The 24,208-nt window shown below is 45.8% G+C and carries 20 protein-coding genes, 1 tRNA gene and 1 pseudogene; 16 read left to right on the top strand and 6 right to left on the bottom strand.

Annotated features, from left to right (window positions below; genetic code table 11):
- The first annotated feature begins 44 nt into the window (after nt 1–44).
- On the top strand, nt 45–1,292 hold the full coding sequence (locus SB847_RS05150; protein WP_410561882.1) for an RbtT/DalT/CsbX family MFS transporter: 1,248 nt from the start codon (nt 45–47) through the stop codon (nt 1,290–1,292).
- 31 nt (nt 1,293–1,323) lie between these two features.
- Here the strand turns inward: SB847_RS05150 and SB847_RS05145 are convergent, their stop codons facing one another.
- Both SB847_RS05145 and SB847_RS05140 read right to left on the bottom strand, forming a co-directional pair.
- Entirely contained in the window at nt 1,324–2,085 is a 762-nt protein-coding gene (locus tag SB847_RS05145; protein ID WP_410561884.1) for a hypothetical protein, read from the bottom strand.
- Nucleotides 2,086–2,150: 65 nt separating this feature from the next.
- On the bottom strand, nt 2,151–2,456 hold the full coding sequence (locus SB847_RS05140; RefSeq protein ID WP_105937637.1) for a DUF948 domain-containing protein: 306 nt from the start codon (nt 2,454–2,456) through the stop codon (nt 2,151–2,153).
- Between the two features lie 129 nt (nt 2,457–2,585).
- Between SB847_RS05140 and SB847_RS05135 the strand changes: the two genes are divergently transcribed.
- The 4 genes from SB847_RS05135 (at nt 2,586) to proB (ending at nt 6,133) form a co-directional block, all read left to right on the top strand.
- Nucleotides 2,586–3,302, top strand: coding sequence for a 3-ketoacyl-ACP reductase (locus SB847_RS05135; protein WP_007407344.1), 717 nt, complete (start codon nt 2,586–2,588; stop codon nt 3,300–3,302).
- Between the two features lie 285 nt (nt 3,303–3,587).
- Entirely contained in the window at nt 3,588–3,956 is a 369-nt protein-coding gene (gene rtp / locus SB847_RS05130; RefSeq protein WP_003153833.1) for a replication termination protein, read from the top strand.
- A 185-nt stretch (nt 3,957–4,141) separates the two neighbouring features.
- Nucleotides 4,142–4,990, top strand: a complete 849-nt coding sequence (proC, locus tag SB847_RS05125) for a pyrroline-5-carboxylate reductase (protein ID WP_014418088.1) — start codon at nt 4,142–4,144, stop codon at nt 4,988–4,990.
- A gap of 24 nt (nt 4,991–5,014) precedes the next feature.
- The gene (proB, locus tag SB847_RS05120; protein WP_007611899.1) at nt 5,015–6,133 is read left to right on the top strand and encodes a glutamate 5-kinase; all 1,119 of its coding nucleotides are present in this window, start codon (nt 5,015–5,017) and stop codon (nt 6,131–6,133) included.
- Nucleotides 6,134–6,193: 60 nt separating this feature from the next.
- Here the strand turns inward: proB and gltC are convergent, their stop codons facing one another.
- Nucleotides 6,194–7,096 carry a glutamate biosynthesis transcriptional regulator GltC gene (gene gltC / locus SB847_RS05115; protein WP_003153836.1) on the bottom strand — a complete coding sequence of 301 codons (903 nt, stop codon included), beginning with the start codon at nt 7,094–7,096 and terminating at the stop codon, nt 6,194–6,196.
- A gap of 145 nt (nt 7,097–7,241) precedes the next feature.
- On the opposite strand from gltC, the gene gltB reads away from it, so the two are divergent.
- Complete coding sequence (gene gltB / locus SB847_RS05110) at nt 7,242–11,801, top strand: glutamate synthase large subunit (protein WP_410577431.1); 4,560 nt, start codon at nt 7,242–7,244, stop codon at nt 11,799–11,801.
- 16 nt (nt 11,802–11,817) lie between these two features.
- A complete protein-coding gene (gene gltD, locus SB847_RS05105) occupies nt 11,818–13,299 on the top strand; it encodes a glutamate synthase small subunit (RefSeq protein ID WP_003153838.1) in 1,482 nt (493 codons plus the stop codon).
- Between the two features lie 332 nt (nt 13,300–13,631).
- Here gltD and SB847_RS05100 read toward each other — a convergent pair whose 3' ends face one another.
- On the bottom strand, nt 13,632–14,612 hold the full coding sequence (locus SB847_RS05100) for a zinc-binding dehydrogenase (RefSeq protein ID WP_032873479.1): 981 nt from the start codon (nt 14,610–14,612) through the stop codon (nt 13,632–13,634).
- Nucleotides 14,613–14,730: 118 nt separating this feature from the next.
- Between SB847_RS05100 and SB847_RS05095 the strand changes: the two genes are divergently transcribed.
- The 4 genes and pseudogenes from SB847_RS05095 (at nt 14,731) to SB847_RS05080 (ending at nt 17,547) form a co-directional block, all read left to right on the top strand.
- Nucleotides 14,731–15,597 carry a LysR family transcriptional regulator gene (locus SB847_RS05095; RefSeq protein ID WP_410577428.1) on the top strand — a complete coding sequence of 289 codons (867 nt, stop codon included), beginning with the start codon at nt 14,731–14,733 and terminating at the stop codon, nt 15,595–15,597.
- A gap of 51 nt (nt 15,598–15,648) precedes the next feature.
- Nucleotides 15,649–15,879: pseudogene (locus SB847_RS05090) on the top strand (His/Gly/Thr/Pro-type tRNA ligase C-terminal domain-containing protein); the annotation flags it as partial.
- A 46-nt stretch (nt 15,880–15,925) separates the two neighbouring features.
- Entirely contained in the window at nt 15,926–16,228 is a 303-nt protein-coding gene (locus tag SB847_RS05085; protein ID WP_410561905.1) for an ArsR/SmtB family transcription factor, read from the top strand.
- Nucleotides 16,229–16,371: 143 nt separating this feature from the next.
- Nucleotides 16,372–17,547: an MFS transporter gene (locus tag SB847_RS05080; RefSeq protein WP_044802248.1), complete on the top strand. Its 1,176-nt coding sequence runs from the start codon at nt 16,372–16,374 to the stop codon at nt 17,545–17,547.
- 46 nt (nt 17,548–17,593) lie between these two features.
- Here SB847_RS05080 and ggt read toward each other — a convergent pair whose 3' ends face one another.
- Nucleotides 17,594–19,360, bottom strand: a complete 1,767-nt coding sequence (gene ggt / locus SB847_RS05075; RefSeq protein ID WP_326156394.1) for a gamma-glutamyltransferase — start codon at nt 19,358–19,360, stop codon at nt 17,594–17,596.
- Nucleotides 19,361–19,603: 243 nt separating this feature from the next.
- On the opposite strand from ggt, the gene SB847_RS05070 reads away from it, so the two are divergent.
- The 3 genes from SB847_RS05070 (at nt 19,604) to SB847_RS05060 (ending at nt 20,809) form a co-directional block, all read left to right on the top strand.
- Nucleotides 19,604–19,834, top strand: coding sequence for an excisionase family DNA-binding protein (locus SB847_RS05070; protein WP_003153848.1), 231 nt, complete (start codon nt 19,604–19,606; stop codon nt 19,832–19,834).
- A 314-nt stretch (nt 19,835–20,148) separates the two neighbouring features.
- The gene (locus SB847_RS05065; protein WP_003153850.1) at nt 20,149–20,694 is read left to right on the top strand and encodes a site-specific integrase; all 546 of its coding nucleotides are present in this window, start codon (nt 20,149–20,151) and stop codon (nt 20,692–20,694) included.
- A gap of 42 nt (nt 20,695–20,736) precedes the next feature.
- Nucleotides 20,737–20,809 (top strand) — tRNA-Arg (locus SB847_RS05060).
- 147 nt (nt 20,810–20,956) lie between these two features.
- Here the strand turns inward: SB847_RS05060 and SB847_RS05055 are convergent.
- Nucleotides 20,957–21,499 (bottom strand): IseA DL-endopeptidase inhibitor family protein, encoded by a 543-nt coding sequence (locus SB847_RS05055; protein WP_410561911.1) that lies wholly within the window; start codon nt 21,497–21,499, stop codon nt 20,957–20,959.
- Nucleotides 21,500–21,727: 228 nt separating this feature from the next.
- Between SB847_RS05055 and SB847_RS05050 the strand changes: the two genes are divergently transcribed.
- Entirely contained in the window at nt 21,728–23,116 is a 1,389-nt protein-coding gene (locus SB847_RS05050; protein ID WP_410561913.1) for an MATE family efflux transporter, read from the top strand.
- Nucleotides 23,117–23,231: 115 nt separating this feature from the next.
- Nucleotides 23,232–24,200, top strand: a complete 969-nt coding sequence (locus SB847_RS05045; RefSeq protein WP_410561916.1) for an aldose 1-epimerase — start codon at nt 23,232–23,234, stop codon at nt 24,198–24,200.
- Nucleotides 24,201–24,208: the final 8 nt, after the last annotated feature.

Below are 24,208 nucleotides of genomic sequence, written 5' to 3'. Positions count from 1 at the left end.
GGGGATGAGATGACAACATGAAGGATTGCTGAGGAGGAACAAAAATGCTTAATAAAATAGGAATTCCGAAACAGCTCGCCTGGGGATTTTTAGGGGTCGTGCTGTTTATGATGGGAGACGGCCTTGAACAAAGCTGGCTCAGCCCGTTTTTAGTTGAAAACGGCTTGACGGTACAGCAATCAGCATCCCTGTTTACGGTTTACGGTATTTCTCTCGCTGTGGCGTCTTGGTTTTCAGGGGTCTGCCTCGAAGCCTTCGGCGCAAAGCGGACGATGTTTATGGGGCTGTTGTTTTACGTTATCGGAACAGCCGCGTTTATCGCATACGGATTTGAAAATCTTAATTTGCCGGTGATGTATGTCACGTATTTTATTAAAGGGCTGGGTTATCCGCTGTTTGCCTATTCATTTTTGACATGGGTGATTTACCGGTCGCCGAAAAACAGGCTCAGTACGGCGGTCGGCTGGTTCTGGATTGCATATTGCTGCGGGATGTTTGTATTCGGTGCTTGGTATTCAAGCTGGGCCATCAAATCCTTCGGCTATTTGAATACACTGTGGAGTTCAATTTTCTGGGTCTGCCTCGGCGCGTTTTTTGCTTTGATTTTAAACAGGGACCGCTTTGAAAAGAAAAAGGCAGATAAGCGGGAAAAAGCGCAGGAATTAATGAAGGGAATCACCATCCTTGCTGAAAATCCGCGCGTGCTCTCTGGGGGGATCATTCGGATCATTAACAGCATTGGTACATACGGATTTCCGGTATTTCTTCCGATGCATATGGCGCAGCACGGCATTTCTACAAATGTATGGCTTCAAATTTGGGGAACGATCTTTCTCGGAAATATCGTTTTTAACTTAATCTTCGGCGCAGTCGGTGATGCCTTCGGCTGGAAAAAGACTGTCATGTGGTTCGGAGGAGTAGGCTGCGGCATTTTTACTCTTTTATTATATTATGCTCCTGTTGTATCACATGGGAACTTGCTTTTCGTCAGCATTGTCGGTTTTATATGGGGAGGGCTCCTCGCCGGGTTCGTTCCGATCGGGGCTATCGTGCCGACGGCGGCCGGCAGCGATAAAGGTGCTGCCATGTCTGTGTTAAATCTGGCTGCGGGCCTGTCGGCATTTGTCGGCCCCGCGCTTGCCTGGGCGTTCATCGGGCTTGTCGGCGCACAAGGCGTTGTATGGATTTTCGCAGCGCTCTATTTCGTAAGTGCAATCTTGACAAATCAAATCAAAATGCCTGAAGAGAAAACGGCAAAACACAATAAAGCATTGCCTGAATACGCTTCTTAACAGCAGCGCCCCGAAAATTCGGGGCGTTTTTTTACAGCTGCTGAAGAAACCCGGCAAAGCGCTGAATTTGTTCACGTAACGATTGTTTGTTTTCGTGAAATTGTTTGAAACGATGTCCGTTTGCTCCGGACGGATGCGGGAAGCCTTCCAGAATGAACGCATGACCCATTCTGCCGTTCTTCTTCAGCATGCGGCAGGCTGATTCTGCTGCTTTGCCGAGAGGGATAAGCAGGATGTCCTTTTCCATCATTTCTATTTCATCCGGAAAACATTTCAGCGCGTAACGGCTGAGAAGAGCTGACCTGCTGATTGCCGGCCGATGTCCCGTATAGTTTTTCTGTTTATAAAAAACAGGGTGTTTGATAACGGACGTTGTATGAAGAAGCTCTCGTTTTGAATCAAATAACCGGGATGAATCCTCAACGTGAAGCGCGGCCGGCAGACCGCATTCATTAAGCATTTCAATGATGTTCTGTCTCATTGAACCGGAAAGTCCGGCCGCTTTTTTTGTTTCATACGCTATCGTTTCAAGCGTTTCGCCATCTTTTAAAAGCTGTGCCGCTTTTTTGTAAGCCAGCTGCATTTGAAAAAAACCGGGTGTGATTCCGGAAATGGCAACGACTGCATGAGGGTTAATATATTCATTATGAGGCGAATAATACAAATCCAGATCTCCGTCCTTGGCTAAATGGAAAGCCGGAGTCAGCAAATCCGATTTTGTAAACCCTCCCGAATATGATAGTGCTTTAAGCTGCTGCAAAAAATGCGCAAGCCGCTCACGATCGCAAATCATGTTATGCCTCCTTGAATCCGCCAGTTTCTCTTAGTGTCATCAAAAACGTCGGATGACATGCAGGCTCATACATCACTTTTACCGGCGTTCCAGAGCATCTTCAGGACGTGAGGCGTTCCTTTAACTTCGGCCGCCGTCGTTTGCACGGCTGTTTTTTTAGTGAGAAAATCTTCCTGCAGTTCTTTTTGCTTTTGCGATAACAGAACGGTTTCTGTTTTGATTTCATCAACGGACGTCTGCATGGACGCTGTCGCGGCGTTAATCTTCTTTATATCAGGCGCTGTGTTTCTTTTAAAACGCACCGCGGATACGGCTGCATAAATTAATGCGGCAGCCGCAACGGCAGCACTGATATACAAAATGATGATCATCTGCTTTTCACTCCTTTTTTTCAGTTGATACCCTTTACGGATCGTGTTGAATCATTTTATTTGCTAATTGTTTTTTTTCTGCTTATAATGTGAAATCGTACATAAGGACATTCAGAAAGGGTGAAAGACGTGGAAAGCTTACAAAACAAAACGGCTCTTATCACGGGTGCGGGCAGAGGAATCGGCCGCGCCGCCGCTATCGCTTTAGCCAAAGAAGGAGTCAATATCGGTTTAATCGGCCGCACAGAAGCAAATGTCGAAAAGGTTGCGGAAGAAGTGAAAGCCCTTGGTGTAAAGGCATCATTCGCTGCTGCCGATGTAAAAAACCAAAAAGAGGTTGAACAAGCCGTCTCCTCTATTAAAGAAGAACTCGGTGAGATTGACATCTTGATTAACAATGCCGGAATCAGCAAATTCGGCGGATTTTTGGATCTTACGCCTGAAGAGTGGGAAGACATCATACAAGTTAATGTAATGGGTGTATACCACGTGACACGCGCCGTTCTTCCTGAAATGATTGAGAGAAAATCAGGAGATATCATTAATATTTCTTCTACGGCGGGCCAAAGAGGCGCCGCGGCGACAAGTGCGTACAGCGCTTCTAAATTTGCCGTTCTCGGTCTGACTGAATCTCTCATGCAGGAAGTCAGAAAACACAACATCCGTGTCAGCGCAATGACTCCGAGCACGGTTGCCAGCGACATGTCTATTGAATTAAATCTGACAGACGGCAATCCGGAAAAAGTCATGCAGCCTGAGGATCTTGCAGAATATATGGTTGCTCAATTGAAATTACATCCGCGCATTTTCATCAAAACTGCCGGTTTGTGGTCAACGAATCCTTAAACAAGAGGGGACCTGTCTTCACGACGGGTCTTTTTTGTATCCGCAAACCCGAATAAATAGGCATAAAAATCCGTTTTTACAGAAAAAAGAGTGAAAAAGAAACAGATATCAGCTATAATTAAACTAAATAAACTATGTACCAAATGTTCATTAAGGTTATTTTTCCCCGCCTCCAAAAAACAAATCTATACAAACCAAACTGTCCGAACGATAAAAGGGAAAACGGGATATAAAGAGAATATTTAGTACATGGAATAATTTGTTAGAAGGAAGGGTGTGCACGTATTGAAAGAAGAAAAAAGAAGTTCAACCGGTTTTTTAGTGAAACAAAGAGCTTTTTTAAAGCTTTACATGATTACAATGACAGAGCAGGAACGGCTTTACGGACTGAAGCTTCTCGAGGTGCTCCGCTCGGAATTTAAACCCATCGGTTTTAAGCCGAATCATACCGAGGTATACCGTTCGCTTCACGAACTTTTGGATGACGGGATTTTAAAGCAAGTAAAAGTGAAAAAAGAGGGAGCCAAACTCCAGGAAGTCGTTCTCTATCAATTTAAAGACTATGAAGCTGCGAAGCTTTACAAAAAACAGCTGAAGACAGAGCTTGACCGCTGCAAAAAGCTGATTGAAAAAGCCATTTCAGATAATTTTTAAATCCGGCCGGAACGCACCCGGCCTCCCGGGCTCAAAAGGTTTGTAAGGTATGTTCTGTGATTCATTATACATAATAGCAGGCTCGGAACAATACATATCAATAGAACCTTCAAACTTGACATCGACTCTTGAAGTGGTAACATAAAAAACGTGTGAAAAATACGAACAAAATACGAACAAGGGAGATGTTACCGATCTTAGATCAAAAGAAAGTTGCTTTTATCGGAGCAGGATCAATGGCTGAAGGAATGATATCAGGCATGGTCCGCGCAAAAAAAATTCCCAACCAAAACATCTGCGTGACAAACCGCCGCAATACAGAGCGACTTGCTGAATTGGAACATCAATACGGAATTCAGGGCATTGCTTTTGACAGCATGAAAACCGAAGATATTGATGTCTTTATTTTAGCCATGAAGCCGAAGGATGCCGAAATCGCTCTGGCTACGCTGAAACGGCGTATTCAACCTCATCAAATTATCCTGTCTGTTCTGGCAGGCATAACAACCTCATTTATACAACAATCATTACATGATCGTCAGCCTGTTGTAAGAGTGATGCCGAACACATCCAGCATGATCGGCGAATCGGCAACAGCTGCGGCTTTCGGAGACCATGTCTCTTACGGTTCAGCAAAAACCGCGGTATCCCTTTTGGAATGCCTCGGGGAAGTATACGTGATCAAGGAAGATCAGATGGACATTTTCACCGGCATCGCAGGCAGCGGACCGGCGTACTTTTATTATTTAATGGAGTTTATTGAAAAAGCAGGTGAAGAAGCCGGCTTAGACAAACGGCTGTCCCGCAAAATCGGCGCGCAAACGTTATTGGGCGCAGCTAAAATGCTGATGGAAACGGGTGAAAAACCGGATGTGCTTCGGGAAAACATCACCTCTCCAAACGGCACGACGGAAGCCGGCCTCGATGCGCTCAGGTCAGAAGGCGGCGGAGAAGCCATTGCCAAAGCCATTAAACACGCGACCGAACGTTCTATTGAGATCAGCAAAACAATTGAAAAAACGGCAGCACTATAATCGTTAAAAAACAGGAGTGATACAGTGACGTCTCGGACGAAGATCAAAAGAGTCGCGGTGAAAATCGGCAGCAGCTCACTGACGAGCCTGCACGGGGAAATCAGCAGAAGAAAGCTGGAAGCATTGGTGGATCAAATCGCACAGCTGAAAGACAGCGGCTATGAAGTGATTTTAGTATCTTCCGGCGCAGTGGCGGCAGGTTATCGGAAGCTCGGATTTATTCAGAAACCGGAAAGCCTCCCTGAAAAACAGGCTTCCGCTTCCATCGGGCAGGGATTATTAATGGAGGCTTATTCAAAGCTGTTTTTAGCGCACGGTTATGTCGCATCACAAATTTTAATTACAAGAAGCGACTTTTCCGATGAATACCGCTACCATAATGTGCGCAATACGATGAACGTCCTTTTGGAACGGGGCATTATTCCGATTATTAATGAAAATGACACGGTCACAGTCAATCGGCTGAAATTCGGAGATAACGATACACTCGCAGCGAAGGTGGCAGGTTTAATTGATGCCGACATGCTTGTGATTTTATCAGACATTGACGGTTTATATGATGATAATCCGCGCAGCAACCCGAAAGCGAAAAGAATCAGACATGTAAGTGACATCACTCCGGAAATAGAAGCAAGCGCGGGAGATGCCGGGAGTGAAATGGGAACCGGCGGAATGCGTTCGAAACTGGATGCTTTTAAAATTGTGATGGCCTCCGGTATTAAAGGCTTTCTCGGGCAAGCCAACATTCCGGACATTCTGCTTCAAGCGGTAGATGAGGCGGCTGAAGGAACTTATTTTGAAGCGGAAGGAACCCTGCCGTTAAACCACAAAGAACAATGGCTTGCATTTAATTCCGGCCCCGAAGGCGAAATTGTGATGGAAAAAGAAAGCAGCCGCGATGTCGCGAACGGAAATATGGAGCTGTCACCGCAGGACATCGAGCAGATTAAGGGCAGATTCAGCAGCGGAGCGGTTGTCAGGCTGCTTGATCAGCAGGGAGAAGAGCTCGGACTCGGCATCGTCAACTATTCCTCAGCCCAGCTGAAGACTTTTAAAGAAACACCGCCCAAACAGACCGATCAATCAGTCATTGATCCGGAAGCGTTTGTCTGCCACGTTGAACTATCCATCCCTATCGGCTGAGAAAGATTTATAAAAATATGAAAAAGCCCGAGGCTTCGTTTTGAAGCTCGGGTTTGTTTTTTATTGATATTGTTCAAGTTTGGAGAAAAATTGAATGACAAAATGATAGAAATCATTTGCAGACGGAGCCAGTTCCCTTCCTTTTGGTTTAATAATGCCTACGGTACGCTTCACTTGAGGAAATTCAATCGGAATTTTGACCGTGAACCGGGGTGTGGTTTCCGCAAAGGTGCTTTCAGGTAATAAAGTAACTCCCATCCCCGCGGAGACTAATCCTTTAATGGCATCTAAATCCTCGCCTTCCGTCGATACAAGCGGCGCAAAGCCGGCCTGTCTGCAAGCGTCAATTGCCATATTGCGGAGAATAAATCCTTCAGGAAATAAAACAAATTGGTCGCCGCGCAGATCAATTAAATGGATATTTTTCTGTTTAGCAAGCGGATGGTGCAGCGGAACAAGCGCGTAAATCTTTTCTGTGAATAAGATATTGCCTGTTATGTCGGGAAATTCCGTCGGAACGGGGCCGAGCAGCGCCGCATCTATATCCCTGTTTCTTACGGCTTCGATTAAAAACTTATAAGATCCTTGGCGGAGCAAAAACTCAACGTTCGGGTATTCCTCTTTAAATGCCGAAATCACCGTCGGCAAAAGCTGGCTTGCAAGGCTCGTCGGAAATCCTATTTTGACGGTTCCGCGATTCGGATCAAGATATTCATCAATTTGTTCCTTCGCGTAATCAATTGCTTTCATCGCCGTTTTAACATGTTCTAAAAATTGTTTGCCGATCGGCGTTAATTTAATATTTCTGCCTTCCCGTTCAAATAAAGTGACTTTCAGCTCTTCTTCAAGATTTGCAATCTGCCTGCTGATGGCGGATTGTGCGACATGCAGATGATCAGCCGCTTCTGACACATGTTCCCGTTCTGCTACCTCCATAAAATACCGAAGCTGGCGTAATTCCATTGCGTTCACACCTATCTATCTCATTTTGAGATGTATTTGATCTAAATTATATATTGTTTATATTGTTTTGAAAACTTACAATTAATTTAAAGTTGTCAGATTTTATGACCGGTAATTAACGGAAACTGATCGGGGGAGAGGAATTATGACTTACAATCAAATGCCGAAAGCACAAGGTCTCTACCGTCCGGAATTTGAGCACGATGCATGCGGAATCGGCTTGTATGCCCATTTAAAAGGGAAACCTTCACATGACATTGTCAAAAAAGGACTGAAGATGCTTTGCCAGCTGGATCACAGAGGAGGACAGGGCAGTGATCCGAATACGGGTGACGGCGCCGGCCTGATGGTTCAGATCCCTGATGCTTTTTTTAAGAAAGAGTGCGGAGAAATGAGACTGCCGGAAAAAGGCCGTTACGGGGTAGGAATGGTCTTTTTCTCGCAAAATGAAGAGGAAAGAAAAAAGATCGAAAAACAGGTGAATGCATTCATTGAGCAGGAAGGACAGATCGTTCTCGGCTGGAGAACCGTCCCTGTAAATGTCGGAAAAATCGGAACAGTGGCACAAAGCACTTGCCCGTATGTGCGTCAAGTATTCATCGGCGCCGCAAACGATTTGAAAGACAGCCTTGCTTTTGAACGCAAACTGTATGTCATCCGGAAGCAGGCGGAAAATTGGGGCGTTCAAGAACAGCTTGATTTTTACTTCGCAAGCTTGTCAAGCCAGACTATTGTTTATAAAGGGTTGTTAACGCCTGAGCAGGTTGACGATTTTTATTTGGATTTGCAGGATGAAACCTTCGTATCTGCATTTTCACTCGTGCATTCAAGATTCAGCACAAATACCTTTCCTACTTGGGAACGTGCCCATCCGAACCGCTATCTGATTCATAACGGAGAAATCAATACGCTCCGGGGCAACATCAATTGGATGAGAGCGAGGGAGCAGCAGTTTGTTTCAGAAAGCTTCGGAGACGATCTTCACAAAGTGCTGCCGATTTTAAATGCTGAGGGCAGTGACTCATCCATTCTTGATAATGCGTTTGAATTTTTCGTGATGGCGGGGCGGAAACCGGCACATACGGCAATGATGCTGATTCCGGAACCATGGACGGAAAACACTCACATGTCTAAAGCGAAACGGGCTTTTTATGAATATCACAGCTCTTTAATGGAGCCGTGGGACGGGCCGACCGCCATTTCGTTTACGGACGGAAAACAAATCGGCGCCATCCTTGACCGTAACGGCCTGCGTCCGGCACGTTACTATGTGACAAAAGATGACCATATTATTTTCTCATCCGAGGTTGGCGTTATTGAAGTTGAGCAGGAGAACATTCTTCATAAAAAACGTCTGGAGCCCGGAAAAATGCTGCTCATTGACTTAGAGGAAGGCCGGATTATTTCAGATGAAGAAGTAAAAACAGAAATCGCCAATGAATTCCCATATCAAAAATGGCTTGAAGAAGAATTGGTTCAAGTGAATCCTGACCCGGAAATCCGGGAAGAGGAACGATTCGATGATCTTCTCGTCCGTCAAAAAGCGTTTGGCTATACGTATGAAGATATCCAGAAGTATTTAATTCCTGTTATTAAAGAAGGCAAGGACCCGCTCGGCTCTATGGGAAATGATTCGCCGCTCGCCGTTTTATCCGATCGCGCCCAATCACTGTTTCATTACTTTAAACAGCTGTTTGCTCAAGTCACAAACCCGCCGATTGACGCGATCCGCGAGCAGCTTGTGACCTCCACGGTGACATGGCTCGGAGCCGAAGGCGATCTGCTGCATCCAAGTGAAAGAAATGCCCGCCGCATTAAACTGTATACTCCTGTATTATCAAACGAACAGTTTTATGCGCTGAAAACACTTGTGCACCCTGACATTAAGAGCCAGAACATCCGCGCGCTGTTTTCCGATGACCTAGAAAAAGGCCTGAAGGATTTGTTTCAGCAGGCGGAAAAAGCGATCAAGGAAGGCGTATCTCTGTTAATTTTATCTGACAGGGCAATGAGTAAGGAATTGACGCCGATTCCGCCGCTTTTGGCCGTCAGTGCGCTGCATCAGCATTTGATCCGCCAAGGCCTGCGAACAAAAGCAAGCATTATCGTTGAATCCGGGGAAGCGCGTGAAGTTCATCACTTTGCGGCTCTCATCGGGTATGGTGCCGATGCTGTCAATCCGTATTTGACTTACGCTACGTATAAGCAGGAAATCGATGAAGGCCGGCTTGATATTCCGTATGAAGAAGCTGTCAGTAAATACGGAAAGAGCGTAACAGAAGGCGTCGTGAAAGTGATGTCAAAAATGGGGATTTCAACTGTGCAAAGTTACAGGGGCGCCCAAATTTTTGAAGCGGTCGGCATCGGTGAAGACGTTATCGCCAAATACTTTACCGGTACTGCATCTCAGCTTGGCGGAATCGATATCGAAACGATTGCGCAAGAAGCGAAACAGCGCCATCAAGCGGCGTACAAGGATGATTACAGCCAAACTCTTGATCCGGGAAGTGAATTCCAATGGCGGAACGGGGGAGAGCACCACGCTTTCAATCCGAAAACCATCCATACCCTGCAATGGGCGTGCCGCAAGAATGATTACAGCTTGTTTAAGCAGTATTCTCATGCAGCGGATGAAGAACGAATCGGATTTTTACGCAATCTGTTCGCCTTCAAAGAAGACCGCAAGCCTTTAAAATTAGAGGAAGTTGAATCCGCTGCGTCCATCGTGAAACGTTTTAAGACAGGAGCGATGTCATTCGGTTCATTAAGCAAGGAAGCCCATGAGGCTTTAGCGATAGCGATGAACAGGCTTGGCGGAAAAAGCAACAGCGGAGAAGGCGGCGAGGACCCGAAACGTTTCGTTCCGGATGAAAATGGCGACGACAGAAGAAGTGCGATTAAACAGATTGCTTCCGGCCGTTTCGGCGTAAAGAGCCATTATCTCGTCAATGCGGATGAATTGCAGATCAAAATGGCGCAAGGGGCGAAGCCGGGAGAAGGCGGTCAGCTTCCGGGCAACAAAGTATATCCTTGGGTCGCGGATGTCCGCGGTTCTACACCAGGTGTAGGGCTGATCTCACCGCCTCCTCACCATGATATTTATTCAATTGAAGACTTGGCGCAGCTGATTCATGATTTGAAAAATGCAAATCGAAGCGCGCGAATCAGCGTCAAGCTCGTATCAAAAGCCGGTGTCGGCACGATTGCGGCCGGTGTGGCAAAAGGCACTGCAGATGTCATCGTCATCAGCGGCTACGATGGCGGAACGGGCGCGTCGCCGAAAACAAGTATTAAACATACGGGTCTTCCGTGGGAGCTTGGTCTTGCAGAAGCTCACCAAACGCTGATGCTGAACGGTTTACGGGATCGCGTGGTATTGGAAACGGACGGTAAGCTGATGACAGGCCGAGATGTCGTGATGGCCGCCTTGCTCGGTGCGGAGGAATTCGGCTTTGCTACAGCGCCGCTTGTCGTTCTCGGCTGCGTCATGATGCGCGCCTGCCATTTAGATACATGTCCTGTAGGTGTCGCGACGCAAAACCCGGAGCTCCGCAAAAAATTCATGGGCGACCCTGACCATATCGTAAATTACATGCTGTTTGTCGCAGAAGAAGTGCGTGAATATATGGCAGAGTTAGGCTTTAAGACGCTTGATGAAATGATCGGACGGACAGACGTTCTTCATGTCAGTGAACGTGCGAAAGCGCATTGGAAAGCGGGCCAGCTTGATTTATCCACACTGCTGTACCAGCCTGAAGGCGTACGCACTTTCCGTACGGCGCAAAACCATAAAATCGACGAGTCGCTTGATATGACGGTTATTCTTCCGGCGGTGCAGGCTGCAATTGAAGCCGGTCAGGAAGCGGAAGCTGAAATCAAGATTAATAATACAAATCGCGTAGCCGGAACCGTGACGGGAAGTGAAATTTCCAAACGCTACGGAGCGGAAGGCCTGCCGGATGATACGATCAGACTTCATTTTACCGGATCAGCCGGACAGAGTTTCGGAGCATTTGTTCCTAAGGGGATGACGCTTCATTTGAACGGGGATTCAAATGACTACGTAGGCAAAGGGCTTTCAGGCGGAAAAATCATCGTGAAGGCGCCTGATGCCTTCAATTGTGAAACACACGATAACGTTATTATCGGGAACGTCGCATTTTACGGAGCAACAAGCGGGGAAGCGTACATTAACGGGCGCGCCGGTGAACGTTTTGCAGTCCGTAACAGCGGAGTCAATGTCGTTGTAGAAGGTATCGGAGACCACGGCTGTGAATACATGACAGGCGGCCGGGTTGTCGTCCTCGGCGAAGTCGGCAAAAACTTCGGGGCGGGAATGTCAGGCGGTATCGCATACGTCCTGAGTGATGATGCCAAAGCATTTAAACGCAAATGCAATATGGAAATGATTTCATTTGAAAAGCTGACGGATGAGGCGGAGATCAAAGAAGTACAAGAAATGGTCAAACGGCATGCAGCGCTGACAAACAGCAAAAAAGCCGCAGATCTCCTGGACAATTGGGAAAAAGCCGCAGAAACCTTTATCAAAGTCATTCCGAAAAACTATAAACAAATGCTCCTCAGCATCGAAGAACAAAAAGCGGCGGGTTTATCAGAAGAAGACGCAATTATGTATGCTTTTGAAGCCAATACAAAGGTCCTCCAAACGCCTGCCAAAGATCATAAACAAGCGGTAGTACAGTAAGAAAGGGGAGAGGAACATGGGGAAACCAACTGGATTCATGGAAGAAAAACGAGAAAAACCGGCTGAGCGGGACCCTCTCACTCGCTTGAAGGATTGGAAAGAGTATTCGGCTCCATTTTCAGATGAAGCGTCAAAGCGGCAGGGGGCGCGGTGTATGGATTGCGGCACACCGTTTTGTCAAATCGGCGCTGATATCAACGGTTTTACGTCCGGCTGCCCGATTTATAATCTGATACCGGAGTGGAATGACCTCGTCTATCGGGGGCGCTGGAAAGAAGCCTTGGAGCGTCTTCTGAAAACGAATAACTTTCCTGAATTCACAGGGCGGGTCTGTCCCGCTCCTTGTGAAGGATCTTGTACGCTGGCTATTTCAGATCCGGCTGTTTCAATTAAAAACATCGAGCGGACGATCATTGACAAAGGTTTTGAGAACGGATGGATTCAGCCGAGAATTCCCGCGAAACGCACAGGTAAAAAAGTCGCTGTCGTCGGTTCAGGCCCGGCAGGTCTGGCAAGCGCTGATCAGCTGAATCAAGCCGGTCATTCCGTAACAGTCTATGAGCGTGCCGACAGAGCCGGCGGCCTGCTGATGTACGGCATTCCGAGCATGAAGCTTGAGAAAAATGTCGTCGAACGCCGTATTAAGCTTTTGACGCAGGAAGGTATAGATTTTGTAACAAATACCGAAATCGGCGTTGACATAACAGCTGATGAGCTGAAAGAACAATTTGATGCCGTCATTTTGTGCACAGGCGCCCAAAAGCAGCGCAATCTGCTGATTGAAGGCCGGGAAGCAAAAGGCGTCCATTATGCGATGGACTATTTAACACTGGCGACAAAAAGCTATTTAGATTCCAACTTCAAAGACAAACAATTTATAGACGCTAAAGGGAAAGACGTCATCGTGATCGGCGGAGGAGACACAGGAGCTGACTGCGTGGCAACCGCGCTGCGCCAAAAAGCGCGCAGTGTGCACCAGTTCGGGAAACATCCTAAACTTCCTCAGACGCGCACGAACGACAATATGTGGCCTGAACAGCCGCACGTCTTTACCCTTGAATACGCCTATGAAGAAGCGCAGGCAAAGTTCGGCAAAGACCCGAGAGAATATTCAATTCAGACGACAAAAATGGTGGCCGATAAGCAGGGCCGCTTACAAGAGATTCACACCATTCAAATGGAAAAAGTCAGAAACGAATTCGGAAAGTATGAATTTCATGAACTGCCCGGGACAGAAAAAGTATGGCCTGCTCAGCTGGTGTTCATCGCCATCGGTTTTGAAGGGACAGAACAGCCATTATTGAAACAGTTCGGTGTCGATTCGGCAAATCATAAAATTCAGGCGGCATATGGGGATTATAAAACGAATGTTGACGGTGTTTTCGCCGCAGGGGATGCGAGAAGGGGCCAAAGCCTGATTGTATGGGCGATTAATGAAGGCCGGGAAGCAGCGCGCGAAGTCGACAGTTATTTAATGGGGAGCACTGTTTTACCGTAAATAAAGGGGTTTATTTATAAAACCGGCTGGGATCAGCCGGTTTTTCGTATTGAAATGAAACCTCCTTCTTCCTTTATTGGTCATATAAGGGTAACGTGGAAGATAACATATGGATTTTTGTTTTACAGAGTGGAGAGATTGTTTTCTTCCGCAGACTGAGACGATTTGCAAGCCTTGAGCCGTTTATTAAGACGCCTTCAAAAACGTGACGGGCTCTGTGTGTCTGCAGTCGATTTGTGGGCAGATTTTAATTGATAAAGAAAAACATATTGAATTTCAAGCAGAAGCGCTTATAAACAAATAAGGGAACGGACGGGTCCGCTCCTCCTTTTTTAGACATCTATACGAAAGCCGATATTGCCGAACTGCCGTCCTTCCCGCATTCTGTTAAAAGCGGCAGCTGCTTCACTGAGAGGGTACATGCGGTCGATAATGGGACGGATGCCGCAGCGGTTTATCAATTCCAGCATATCCGCAAATTCCTCATTGCTTCCCATTGATGTACCGAGAATATGAATCTGCGGAAAAAACAGCGAGCGAATAGGAAATCCGAGCTGATCGCCTGAACTGGCGCCGAATGTTACGATCCGGCCATTCGGTTTAATAATGTCAAGATAGTGTTGAAACAAGGCGGGGCCTACACCGTCAAGTATGATATCTGCTTTTTCGCCATTCAGTGCCTCATTCCAATCACCGTAGCTGTCAATCGCCCGGTCTGCACCGTATGACAGTGCGGTTTGTTTTTTGTTTTCACTGCGGGAGGTGACGCTGACTGTCGCTCCGATAGCTTTTGCCATTAATAAGGCGTAAGTTGCCACGCCGCTTCCGATGCCCGGAAGGATAAGGTGTTCGCCTTTTTTTAATTGTCCTTTTGTAAATAAGGCGCGATAAGCGGTTAATGCTGATAACGGCAGCACGCCCGCTTCCTCCCAAGTCAGGTGTTCGGGTTTTAAAACGGCGTTTTCCGCAGGAACGATGACATAAGGTGAAAATGTTCCGTCGCTCGGACCGCCTAAAATATCAGGGACGGCTGGTACGTCCTCAACAGTCTTCCAATTCAGCACCGGGTTGATGATGACTTCTGCATGCAGTAAATGAGACCGGACGCCGTGTCCTATTTCGGTTACGATCCCCGCGCCGTCTGAACCGAGAGTAAATTCATGGTTTCCGGTTTCGTGGTTTTTCATTAAAAACAAATCACGATGGTTTAATCCGGCTGTTTTCAGCTTTATTTTTACTTCACCGTTTCCTGGCCTTTTGTCAGGTGCCTGCCTGAAATCAAAGCCATTTTCGTGTATGATAAGGGCATTCATTATTCTTCTCTCCTTTATGATTGATGAGAAAGATTTTACAGGCTGTATCAGCTGCAGTAAATAAATGAAAATTGATAGCCGGCTATCAATAAAAATCATAGCAAGAAGGTGCCCTTACATGGAAAGCGGAGACTTAAAGATTTTTCAGGCTGTCGCCCGCAAAGGAAGTATTTCAAAGGCGGCAGAAAGCCTGCATTATGTTCAATCAAATGTGACAAACCGGATTCAGCAGCTGGAACGGCAATTGCAAACACAGCTTTTTTACCGCACAAATCGGGGGATGACGCTGACGCCTGCAGGTGAAAACTTATTGAAAGACGCAGACAGAATCCTTCAATTGCTGCATGAGGCGCAAAAAACGGCGCAAGAGGCAGGCGATCCGAACGGCCCGCTTCGAATCGGTTCTCTTGAAACGGCGGCAGCCGTCCATCTCCCTCAATTTTTCACGGAGTATTGCAGCCGTTACCCGAAAGTACAGCTGTCTCTGTCAACCGGTGATACACATACCTTAGTGCAGCGCGTCTTACATTATGAGCTGGACGGCGCTTTTGTTTATGGTCCGGTAGAATACGAAGATCTTGAGCAAGTCGCTGTATTTCAAGAAGAATTGGTCTTGGTTTCAAATAAGCGGAAAGGCAGTTTGCAAGACTTGTTGCGAGATCCGATTCTGTATTTTGCCGCGGGCTGTTCGCACCGCCGCAAAATAAAAAACATACTGAAAGAAGAGGCAGTGCCCGCACATAAAATCATTGAATTCGGTACGTTGGAAGCCATTATTGGGGCGGTGCAGGCGGGGATGGGGGTTTCCTTTCTGCCTGCATCAGCCGTCCGTTATTTTCAAAACAGGAAAAATCTTTTTCTTCATGAGCTTCCTGAACAGTTTCGGGATATGAATATATCATTCATCTACCGGAGTGATTTATTTTTGACATCGGCGTTTGAAGAACTGCTGAATAGATTAAAAGCATTACCGAACGGAAGATGAGAAAACAGGACAGCTGTGTACGCCAATTTTTTTCGTTCTGGTTTTTCTTAAAAGAAAGCGGGTATCCGGGCTGAGCTCGATCAGCGCGATGAAAAACTCGGCTATAAAATCAGAGAAGCACAAATGAAAAAAATACCGTATATTGCGGTTGTGGGGGATCAAGAGTGCCGCCATCAATCTGTACATGTACGGCAATACGGTCGGGAAGACACATTTGAAGAGAATGTGAGTGATTTTATTTCCCGGATCATAAGAGAGGCAAAACAAAAAATAGAGATTTAATAAAAACAACATTGACATATCGTAAAATCACGATATAATAAAGCGTATGAAACCTATTGATGTTTTTAAAGCGTTGTCTAATGAGTCACGGCTTGAGATTTTACAATGGCTGAAAGAGCCGGACCGTCACTTCGCACCGCATGATGGCATTGATATGAATGAGATCGGAGTGTGTGTCAGCCAGATCACCGATAAGCTTCAGATGACACAGTCAACGGCTTCTCAATATCTTTCCATCCTTCAGCGGGCGGGCCTTATCCAAACAAAACGGATTGGCAAATACACCTATTATAAAAGAGATGAAGACGCGATAAAGGCGATGGCCAATTATTTTCAGCGCGAAATGTAGGGCTGAATCCTTTAGAAGAGGGATTCAGTTTCTTTTTCCGACTACACATCGACATATTGCGATTTGTTTCTTTTTGTTCAACTCTTTATATCGATATATCACAATATATCTTTATATAAATCATCAATGAAGGAGTGTGTCAGGTGCAAAATACCTGGAAGATTTACATTTTGGCAATTATCAGTTTTTTAGTGGGGACGTCTGAATATGTGATATCAGGGATGCTTGATAAAATTGCAGGTTCCTTGGGAGTTACTGTGGCAGCGGCAGGGCAGCTGATTACGATTTTTTCGCTTGTTTATGCAATCGGAACGCCTGTCATGATGGCCCTTACAGCAAAACTGGACAGAAGGAAGCTCATGATCTATGCTCTGGGGCTGTTTGTTATCGGGAATATCATTTCTTTCCTTGTGCAGGGATTCGGCTTATTTGCGGGAGCACGGGTGATTATGGCGCTTGGAGCAGGAACCGTGGTGGTCACCGCGCTTACGATCGCAGCAAAAATCGCTCCCCCGGGAAAACAGGCAAGTTCTCTCGCAACCGTCATTATGGGGTTTACGGCGGCGCTCATTATCGGTGTTCCGATCGGAAGAACCGTGTCTGAAGCTTTCGGCTGGAAAGTGGTTTTCGCCGGAATTGCGGCAATTGGAATCATTGCCATGCTTATTATACGTTTCGCGTTGCCTGAGATAAAAGGAGATAAACCGGTGCCGCTCATTCAGCAATTTTCTCTTTTGAAGAAACGAAAGGTGGCTGTCGGGCTGGCCATTACGTTTTTTTGGCTCGGAGGCTATTCGGTTGCGTATACGTACCTTTCTCCGTATTTACTGAACGTCACTCATATCGGCAGCGGAATACTGAGTACATTGCTGCTTATTTTCGGTGTTGCAAGTCTTGCCGGTTCTAAAGCAGGCGGTTTCAGCGCAGACAAATGGGGGGCGCGTATGACATTAACCGGCGGAATGGCGCTTCATGCTATCATGCTCATGTTATTGCCGTTTGTGACACATTCTGCTTTCGGAGCGGCGGCAGTGCTTATATTTTGGTCCTTCGCCGCCTGGTCATCAGGACCTGCTCAGCAGTATCATTTGGCAACGATGGAGCCTGAATCATCGGGTGTATTACTCGGCCTCAACCAGTCTGTGATGCAGCTGGCTATGGCGGCCGGGGCGGGCATCGGGGGCATTGTTGTCACTCATCTGTCTCTTGCGTCAGTGACATGGATCGGATCAGCGGGTGTTGTCATCGCGATGTGCGGCGTGCTTTCGCTTGCGTCATTAACGTCTGAAAAAACCTCAACTGAATACAGTGCAGAATAAACAAAAGCCCCGTTTCTCAGCTTGAGAAACGAGGCTTTTTGTCTAGTTATTTTTTCAAGTTTACGCCGATTGCGGCTCCGTTTCGGCTTGAGTCGGCGACTCCGGTGAAGGTGCCGTTTTCACGGTCGATCAGGATGCTTTGCACATTACCGATATCAACCGGGCTGCTGCCGAATTTATGCCCCATTTCGTTCAGTTTTGTGCGGGCATCTTCCGGCACTCCTTTTTCATATCGATAGGATGTCATGCTGTTTGTGTAAATTCTCGGCTCTTCGACCGCCGCTTTCAGATCCATGCCATACTCAACTTTGTTCAGGATCGTTTGCAGGACGGAAGAAATAATCGTTGCTCCGCCGGGGGAGCCGACAGTCAGGACGGGTTCGTTATTTTTGAATAAAATAGTCGGAGTCATGCTGCTGAGCGGACGTTTATTCGGCTGCACTTCATTTGCGCCGCCAGGCACCGCATCGAAGTCTGTTAACTCATTATTCAACACAACGCCGTATCCGGGAACCATAATGCCGGAACCGAACAGCTGTTCAATTGTTGTCGTATATGATACGACATTGCCGAAGCGATCAGTTACCGTGAAGTGAGTCGTTTGGCCTTCTTGTTTGTCAGTCGGCTGCTCCGCTTGTTTATAGTTTGCAGAACCTTCCTGATAGGCCCAAGGATCGCCGGCTTTCGGTTTTTTATTGACTTTATCAATATCTATCAGCTGTCTGCGGGCATTGATATAATCTGGATTCAAGAGACCTTTGAGAGGGACGTTGACGAATTCTGGGTCCCCGGCAAATGCGGCGCGGTCAGCATAAGCCAAATGCATCGTTTCTGCGAGAAGCTGATATTTTTGCCAAGAACGGATATCATATTGAGAAAGCTTAAAATCATCCAAGAGGTTCAGCATTTGCAACAGGAAAACACCGCCCGAGCTTGGAGGAGGAGCAGTTGCGATATGATAGCCCTGGTAATCTCCCCAGATCGGTTCGTCAATCGTCACATTGAAGTTTTTAATGTCTTTTTCTGTCATTGAGCCGCCGAATTCCTGCACTGTTTCCGCTAGCTTTTTGGAGAATGCACCGTCATAGAATGCTTTTGTGCCTTTGTACTTAATAGCTGTAAATGTTTTGGCTAAGTCTTTTTGGATGAGTGTGTCTCCTTCTTTCAGAGGTTCTCCGTCCGGAAGAAACACGTCTTTTGCAGCAGTGTGTGATAATTTGTCTTTATAATCTGAGATGGCATCAGCTAAAACCGAATCGATCGGAAAGCCTTTTGAGGCAAGTTTAATGGAAGGGGTGATGAGTTGTTTCATGGAGCGTGTGCCCCATTTGTCGAGCGCTTTTTCTAGTCCTTTTAATGTTCCCGGAACACCGACTGCAGTCCCTTTCGTAACGCGTTCGGAGAAAGGAATGGCTTTGCCGTTTTCGTCAAGGAACATATCCGGTGTTGCGCCTGCCGGTGCGCGTTCCCGGCTGTCGATAATGGTGGTGTCTTTCGTCTTCGCGTCATAAACCATCATAAATCCGCCGCCGCCGATTCCCGACATCATAGGTTCAGTTACGTTTAATGCGAATTGAATGGCAACCGCGGCGTCAACTGCATTGCCGCCTTTTTTCAGCACGTCGGCACCGATTTGTGAAGCGAGAGGATGGGCGGTGGCAACCATGCCGTCTTTGCCGACATCTACCTGTTTGTAGTCGTCATAGGAAAACGGGTGTTTCTTAGCCTGAGCGTGATAAGGGATGCTTCCGGCCGCGAGCAAAGTACTGAGCAGAACGATAAAACAGAGATTCATAAACTTTTTCTTTTTCATAGTCTGCCTCCTTTGTTTTCCGCTTACAATTATAGAGTAAGTAAAATGTGCTGTTTTCACAAGTGACAAACGGAATAGTCCGGTGTGCAAAAAGTTGGGGTTTCTGTGTGAATGTAATCAGTCGCAAATAGGCTAAATGGGAAACCGGACTGAAAAAGCTGTGAAACAAGCATAAAGACAAAAAATAAGCTACAATAAACAAAACAGAATTCACTCACATGACATATGAAAGGAACGTGAGCCATGTATTTAACGATCAAAGAGACAGCTGAGTTTACCAGTCTTCCTGAAGAATATGTGCACAATCTTGTTTTGACGAATAAAATAAGGGCCGTCCATGACGGACAGCAATATTTAATCAACAAGGAACAATTTCAAACCCATCTCGAGCAGCTGGAAAAATATAAGGAAATGATTCAAGAGTTTTTAAATGAGCCGCTTCCTGAGGACATTGATGTAAAAGATGAAGATTAGGACACAATTTCATATTGTGTCTTTTTTTTGCAGTTTTCCGGTTACTCACAAAAAAACGGATGCTCAGATTTCATTTTAAGGCCGTTGTTTTCATTTTTTAATACCTTAAGTATAAATTTGTTTAAAAGCTTGTCATCGGTCTGAAAACGATGTTTTTGAGGAATTTGTTGAAACTGTGTATCTGATTCACCTTATGTAACACTATGTATATTATGTTACATAAGACTCTTTACCCTTTATCATTCAACGGGTTTCAGCTATAATAGTAACATAATGCTCAATATGTTACTTTACCAATTATAAGGGGTTTTTTGATGCATATCGTACAGCCGATCCGAAGTTTGGAGAAGATCCAGGAAGTCAAACAGTATTTAATGAAAAAAAGTGATCGTGATTATTTTTTATTTATTTTCGGCATGAACAGCGCACTGCGGATTTCTGATGTTCTGCCGCTTCGCGTGAGGGATGTAAGGAACAAAGACCATGTGTGGGCAACCGAAAGCAAAACGAGAAAGAAAAGAAAAATTCTGATACTGGAGTCTTTAAAGGCCGACATATACGCTTATACAAAAGACATGAAAGAAGATGACTATTTGTTTAAATCGAAACGTACGAATAAGCCCATATCCCGGATTCAAGCATACAGAATATTAAAGGAAGCGGCTGCCGCTTGCGGGTTAGAGGAAATCGGGACGCATACGCTTAGAAAGACGTTCGGGTATCATTTTTATCAGAGGACAAAAGACATTGCTGAACTGCAGAGGATTTTGAATCATTCTTCTCCGTCTATTACAATGCGTTATATCGGAATAGATGAAGATACGACGAGAGCCGCCTATAAAGTGTTCGGAGGGCTGTAGACTTGAAAAAAACGGCCGCCAGCGTTACTATAATAGAAGCAGGCTCTAGTAGCACAGCGGATAGTGCAGCAGTTTCCTAAACTGCAGGTCGGGAGTTCGAATCTCTCCTAGAGCGTTTTCGGCATAAGATAGGTGCAGATTAATAATGTCGGTAAAACCAAAACCCCCTTGTTATACAAGGGGGTTTTGAGTTGAATATTTTGTGAGAACCTAGTGGAAATGAGATGTGAAAAAAGCCCGCTGTAAGCAAGCGGGCTTTTTCTTATATGACAGCATCAAATTGATTGACTTTCCAAGCGTTGTTTTCTTTTACGAATGTTACATCACGTTTTGCTGACGGAGAACCGTCAAGAGTCGGTACAGTGAAGCGGTATGTTTGAGCGCTTCCTTTTTTGGAAAGAAGAGTCATTTTTGCTTTTTTCCAATTCAGGAGGTTATCTCCGTCGCCGACCGGAACAGCCAATTTGCCGTCTTTTACAGTGAAGTGGTAATCTTTGAGCCCTTTGTCAATCGCTTGCTTTGTAAAAGCGGGTGTCAGATATTTTACGGCTTTCGCTTTTGTTCCGAGGTCTTTGCACATAAATACATATTGCAGATTTTGATATTCAAACGGTTCAGATGTGCAATTTGCTTTTGATTTAAGCGAACCGCCGCTCATTGTGTTCCAGAAATGTTCTCTCGCTGACAGGGCCAGCTGAAGTGCTTGTTTTTGTGTAAGGTCATTAGGTGAAGTTTTTGCGGTCGCCGCAGTGCCCAATGACAGAATCAATGTAATAGTAGTGAGGAATAATAGCCATTTTTTCATGATATAATCTCTCCTTCAATCAATCTCTTTCTCTTATGTTACAAATGTTACAATAATTACGGTGAGATTACAATACCTTTTCAGAAATATTTTCCGGACTTTTTATTTTTATGGTTTATTTCCATGTAAGACGTGAGAAAAAGATAAAGAGTTTCATTGAACAAAAGGTTTTTACAAGCTGTCTGCTGAATAATAAAATGGAAGAAAATCAAAAAAGGAGTCCTACATATGGAAGTACAAGATCATTTAGAAACAGCGGAAGGCCGCGGCCAGTCTGTCTGGCGATCGATGTCACTGTTTTTAGTGCCGCTGCTTTTAAGCAATGTATTGCAATCTGTCGGCCAATTGGTCGGAATGGTATTTGTCGGAAGGTGGCTCGGGGTAGATGCGCTTGCCGCCGTATCGTCTTTTTTTCCGCTGTTTTTTCTGCTGATCTCCTTTACGATCGGAATCGGTTCGGGAAGTTCCATTCTGATCGGGCAGGCTTACGGCGCGAAAAACGAAGAGAGGATGAAGGCGATTGTCGGCACTACACTGACTTTTACTTTTATGCTTGGTGTTGTCCTGGCAGTTGTCGGCAGTGTGTTTACGCTTGATATTCTGCAGCTCATGGGAACGCCGGAAAACGTATTAGATGTCAGTGTCCGATATGCGCGCATTTTGTTTTGTGCAATGCCGCTGATGTTTTTATATTTTGCGTATACGACATTTTTACGCGGAACGGGAGATTCAAAGACTCCGTTTTATACGTTAATCGTCAGTACAGTCATAAACATTGGGCTCTTGCCCTTATTGATTCTCGGGCTTTTCGGACTTCCGAAGTTCGGCATTTACGGTTCGGCGTATGCAACCGTGATTTCAAACATCGTGACCTTTATCGTACTCATGGTTTATTTGCGGAAAAGGAAACATCCATTGGCATTTGACCGGACTGCGCTCCGTTCTCTTAAAATGGACAAAAAGCTGCTTGCGCTTTTACTCCGTCTCGGTATTCCGTCGAGCATCAATATGATTCTCGTGTCACTTTCTGAAATTGCGGTCATTTCATTTGTCAATCATTACGGATCAAACGCGACGGCTGCTTACGGGGTTGTCAACCAAGTGGCGAGTTATGTGCAGATGCCGGCGGTAAGCCTCGGTATCGCCGTTTCAATTTTTGCCGCCCAATCCATAGGAGCTAATCAATTCGGCCGGCTGAAGCAGGTCATCAAAGTCGGCATCGGCCTGAATTATTTGATCGGCGGGGTTTTGATTGTGCTGATTTATACCTTCTCCCGGCAGATACTGGCTTTGTTTTTAACCGATCAGGATACACTCCACATTGCCCGCAATCTGATTATGATTACCCTTTGGAGCTATTTGATTTTCGGTCACGCTCAGATCGTTTCAGCGACAATGCGGGCGAGCGGTACGGTGTTATGGCCGACGATTATCAGTATTTTTGCGATTTGGGGAATTGAAGTGCCTGTGGCCTTTATTCTTTCTCATTATACGAATCTCGGCATTCTCGGCATTTGGGTCGGTTATCCGGCGGCTTTTGTCGTCAGCCTGCTGCTGCAATACGGATATTACCGATTTGTATGGAAGAAAAAACAGATTACCCGGCTGATTCAATAAGGTTTTACCGCACATCGCTCAGTTCATACGGGCGATGTTTTTTTTAGAGAAGGAAAATGAGTTTAGAAAATGGAATTCCTATACATGCTAGAAAACAAGGAAAGGGCAGGTGCTTATGACGATTGAACATACGACTTATTTAGGGGTTTCAGCCATTAAAGCGGAGACTGATCAGGCTGAATGCATCATTGTGCCGGAGTGGGGATCAAATGTCATATCGCTTCGGGATAAAAGAACCGGTATGCGGCTTCTGAGAGAACCGGAAACTGCGGAGCAATTCCGCGCAAAACCGATGCTGTACGGCATTCCCGTTTTATTCCCGCCGAACCGGATTACGGATGGGACGTTTCGTTTTGACGGCCGCGCGTATCAATTCGAGATAAACGAAGAGGATAAACATAATCATATTCACGGCTTTCTTCACAATCAGCATTGGAAAGCGGCGGCAGCGAAAGAAGAGGGGGATGGAATGACAGTCGAAACAGAAATTGATCTTTCAAAGATTCCCCGTGTTCATAAACAATTTCCGCACGATGTCATTGTCCGGATGACCTATACATTAAAAGACAATGTGTTTACGCAGCGGGCGCTGATAATCAACAAGGGAACGGAGGCTTTTCCTTGGGGGCTCGGCTATCATTCAACTTTTGTTTTCAATGAAAAGCGATCTCGTCTATTTTTGACGGCTGACCGCATGTGGGAATTAAATGAACGTTTCGTGCCGACGGGCCGTTTATTGGATGTGCCTGATAAAGAAGCGTTCCGTCAGGGGATGTCTTTGAAAAATAAACAGTTTGACGATGTTTTTCTTTCTTCCGGACGGAATGGCGGCAATAACGAAGCTGTTATTTATCATCCGGATGATAAATTATCCGTTTTGTATCAGGCAGACATGTCTTTCAAGCATTGGGTGGTATATAACGGTGACGGAAAGCAGGGGTTTGTCAGTCTTGAGCCTTATACTTCCGTTACAGATGCATTTAATTTGAATCAGCCTGCATCACTGACAGGGCTTCAGATTCTGAAACCGGGCGAAGAAGCGGCTGCGTCATCCAGGATCACCATTTTGCATGACGAAGAATAGGAAAGAGG

The sequence above is a fragment of the Bacillus sp. SIMBA_026 genome (assembly GCF_046535335.1).
In the GTDB taxonomy this organism is placed as follows: Bacteria; Bacillota; Bacilli; order Bacillales; family Bacillaceae; genus Bacillus; species Bacillus velezensis.
The sequence above is the reverse complement of the archived record's forward strand: the minus strand, read 5'-3'. Positions and strand labels throughout refer to the sequence as shown.

Excerpts from the sequence above, each read along its gene's own strand:
- SB847_RS05150 (WP_410561882.1), top strand. The coding sequence starts at position 45 with ATGCTTAATAAAATAGGAATTCCGAAACAGCTCGCCTGGGGATTTTTA.
- SB847_RS05145 (WP_410561884.1), bottom strand. The coding sequence starts at position 2,085 with ATGATTTGCGATCGTGAGCGGCTTGCGCATTTTTTGCAGCAGCTTAAA.
- SB847_RS05140 (WP_105937637.1), bottom strand. The coding sequence starts at position 2,456 with ATGATCATCATTTTGTATATCAGTGCTGCCGTTGCGGCTGCCGCATTA.
- proC (WP_014418088.1), top strand. The coding sequence starts at position 4,142 with ATGTTACCGATCTTAGATCAAAAGAAAGTTGCTTTTATCGGAGCAGGA.
- gltC (WP_003153836.1), bottom strand. The coding sequence starts at position 7,096 with ATGGAATTACGCCAGCTTCGGTATTTTATGGAGGTAGCAGAACGGGAA.
- gltB (WP_410577431.1), top strand. The coding sequence starts at position 7,242 with ATGACTTACAATCAAATGCCGAAAGCACAAGGTCTCTACCGTCCGGAA.
- gltD (WP_003153838.1), top strand. The coding sequence starts at position 11,818 with ATGGGGAAACCAACTGGATTCATGGAAGAAAAACGAGAAAAACCGGCT.
- SB847_RS05100 (WP_032873479.1), bottom strand. The coding sequence starts at position 14,612 with ATGAATGCCCTTATCATACACGAAAATGGCTTTGATTTCAGGCAGGCA.
- SB847_RS05095 (WP_410577428.1), top strand. The coding sequence starts at position 14,731 with ATGGAAAGCGGAGACTTAAAGATTTTTCAGGCTGTCGCCCGCAAAGGA.
- SB847_RS05085 (WP_410561905.1), top strand. The coding sequence starts at position 15,926 with ATGAAACCTATTGATGTTTTTAAAGCGTTGTCTAATGAGTCACGGCTT.
- ggt (WP_326156394.1), bottom strand. The coding sequence starts at position 19,360 with ATGAAAAAGAAAAAGTTTATGAATCTCTGTTTTATCGTTCTGCTCAGT.
- SB847_RS05070 (WP_003153848.1), top strand. The coding sequence starts at position 19,604 with ATGTATTTAACGATCAAAGAGACAGCTGAGTTTACCAGTCTTCCTGAA.
- SB847_RS05065 (WP_003153850.1), top strand. The coding sequence starts at position 20,149 with ATGCATATCGTACAGCCGATCCGAAGTTTGGAGAAGATCCAGGAAGTC.
- SB847_RS05055 (WP_410561911.1), bottom strand. The coding sequence starts at position 21,499 with ATGAAAAAATGGCTATTATTCCTCACTACTATTACATTGATTCTGTCA.
- SB847_RS05050 (WP_410561913.1), top strand. The coding sequence starts at position 21,728 with ATGGAAGTACAAGATCATTTAGAAACAGCGGAAGGCCGCGGCCAGTCT.
- SB847_RS05045 (WP_410561916.1), top strand. The coding sequence starts at position 23,232 with ATGACGATTGAACATACGACTTATTTAGGGGTTTCAGCCATTAAAGCG.